Source organism: Nostoc sp. S13, from assembly GCF_029379315.1.
In the GTDB taxonomy this organism is placed as follows: Bacteria; Cyanobacteriota; Cyanobacteriia; order Cyanobacteriales; family Nostocaceae; genus Nostoc.
Genome location: NZ_JAQYWQ010000238.1, coordinates 1 through 2,517 on the forward strand (window position 1 = coordinate 1; position 2,517 = coordinate 2,517).

At 42.0% G+C, this 2,517-nt stretch carries 2 protein-coding genes; one reads left to right on the forward strand and one right to left on the reverse strand.

Going from position 1 to position 2,517, the window contains the following annotated elements; translation table 11 throughout:
- Positions 1 to 192: 192 nt before the first annotated feature.
- Positions 193 to 987 (reverse strand): acetolactate decarboxylase, encoded by a 795-nt coding sequence (budA, locus tag PUQ00_RS32665; protein ID WP_300424155.1) that lies wholly within the window; start codon positions 985 to 987, stop codon positions 193 to 195.
- Between the two features lie 369 nt (positions 988 to 1,356).
- On the opposite strand from budA, the gene PUQ00_RS32670 reads away from it, so the two are divergent.
- Positions 1,357 to 2,304, forward strand: coding sequence for a zinc-binding dehydrogenase (locus PUQ00_RS32670; RefSeq protein WP_300424156.1), 948 nt, complete (start codon positions 1,357 to 1,359; stop codon positions 2,302 to 2,304).
- The last annotated feature ends 213 nt before the right edge of the window (positions 2,305 to 2,517 follow it).

Genomic DNA, 2,517 nt, shown 5'->3' on the forward strand with positions numbered 1-2,517 from the left:
GTCCGCGTTCGCGCAGCGTCTCGCAGAGAGCGTCTTGATTCTGACTCCTGAATTCTGACTTCTGAATTCTTCTTCAACCAGAATCCTTTATGAGCAAGCTTTTTGAGACTTAACGGGAAAAGTCAGGACTGGTATCCTTTTGTTTTGCAATAGTTTCTGGTAGTGACATAGCTTTAATCCAAAAATACTTAGTTACCGTTCAACTCTGTTGACTTCAGTAGATTTGCCATTTTCCAAATTAGCTTGGTCAAATTCAGCAGTTTTCGGCAAACTTATCTCAACGTTTGATAAAGTATCAACTTCTACTTTAGCATTTTGAAATTGTCCATCTAAAATATGTCCTCCAGTTTGACGATTTGCAGTTATAAAATGAAAGTGATAGCCATTAACATTTACTTCTTGCATATATTTGGGCATCCGAAAACCTACTAAAGTACCATTGACGTTCCTTAACTCAAAAATTGATTGTTCTTTGATCGCATCTGCCAAAGAACGATAGGGTGGGGTTTGTTTGGGAACACTTCTAAATTTGAGATAAGAAAAATTACCTTGAATCCGAATAGCATAAGGATAATTTTTAGTCGGTAAGCGCTGATCTAACGAGTGCAGCAATTGTTGATAATTAATCTGCCCTTCTAGATTAATTAATCTTTGGGGTTTAAAAAAGGTGACTGTCGCAAAAGGGCTTGTCATCGAATCAGGAATGACAGAGGCAACTCCATCAGATTTTATTTGGTAAAACTTGCCATCTAATCCAATCATTTCTCCATCCAGATAATTTACTGTTCCCAAACCAAAATTACCGGATTTTTTCAATTCCTTAAAATTAGTATTTCCCTCATAAATACCTATTGACAAAGCACCAATTGTAGATGTTTGAAATAAGGTATTTGATGACGTATGTTGCTGAGTTCTCCCTGGAAGAATGATACCTAATAATACAGTTATGGTTAAAATAGTTATCCATAAATAACGCTTAAGTTTCATAAAATAAAATTGTTGCTTTTTAATACTTGTCTACTACGTAGTAAAATCCCTAGACTGCTGGAAGGCGGCTTCTCTTAGAGTAGGACGTTGACAGCGACTAGCTTACTACGTAGCAATAAATGCAAGCATTGATGAAACAAATCTTTTTGCGGGGTGCTTGATTCTTTTGTCTATATTGTGATAGTTTTCTTTCTACAGCCTAAAATCACTATAAATCTATCGGCTTACCGTAGATTTTTAAATATCATTAACTTAATTGTAGGGATTTGGGGTTAAGAAGGACTAGCTAAATCTATAGAGTTTATTATTGTAGGCAGTACATCGTGAACTACCGATCTAGAAATTCATCTCTAAGCCAGGGCATTCTCTATGAGTAAAATACGTGCTGTAATTGTTGATCCGAATGTGGTTGGACGTTTGGCACTCAGTGAAGTGACTGCACCAACACCTGCTCCAGATGAAGCTCTAGTGCGGGTAGCCGCGATTTCTCTGAATCGGGGAGAGGTGAAACGTTCAACCTCTGCTGAGGCTGGTTGGCAGCCTGGTTGGGACTTGGCAGGTGTAGTGGAAACCCCGGCTGCCGATGGTTCAGGGCCTCCCCAAGGGACGCGTGTAGTTGGCTTGCGCCGCGCCGGTGCTTGGGCAGAACTCGTGTCTGTTGCCACCAACGCCTTAGCAGAAGTGCCGTCATCGGTATCCTTTGCTCAAGCTGCCACACTGCCTGTAGCAGGTTTAACCGCGTATCATGCAGTACTAAAAGGTGGTTCGCTGTTAGGTCGTCCAGTTCTAGTTACAGGTGCATCAGGAGGTGTTGGTTACTTTGCTATCCAATTGGCGCGGCTTTCAGGGGCGCACGTCGTCGCATACATTCGTCAAGCTGGCTATGAGACTCTAGTTAGAGAAGCAGGAGCACAATCGGTGGTGATTGGCGAAGACCTCTCACCCGCCAACGAATATGGGCCCTATGATCTAATTATAGAGTCAGTGGGTGGCAAGACTTTGGGGGTAGCCCTTGGCTTACTGGCACAAGATGGAAAAACTGTTCTGTATGGAGTATCTGGGGGATCTGAAGTAACATTCAACGCCGCTCAATTTTTTGGGACTGGTGGCGTAAGCCTGTATGGTTTACGTCTGTTCGATCAACTGAGATTGGAATCAGCCGCAGTCGGTCTAAAACGGCTTTTGAGTTTAGTAGAAGCCGGTCAGTTGCGTCCTCACATTGATTTAGAAGCTTCTTGGACACAAATAGCTGACGTAGCTCAAAAATTACTCGACAGGCGTTTTCCGGGCAAGGCTGTGTTACACATTTCCAATTGAGTATTAGCTGATGGCATGGGGAATAGTACTGACTTCTGGTTCAAACTAGATCAGCTTGTAGCCGTTAGTAGTCTCAAGATAGATCGTCCAAAAGGGACATCACATCCACGTTATCCATACTTCGTTTATCCACTGGATTATGGATACTTGGAAAACACTATAGGACTCCTATTTGATTTCTGAACAAGACTAAGAGAGAATACGGAGAGGTTT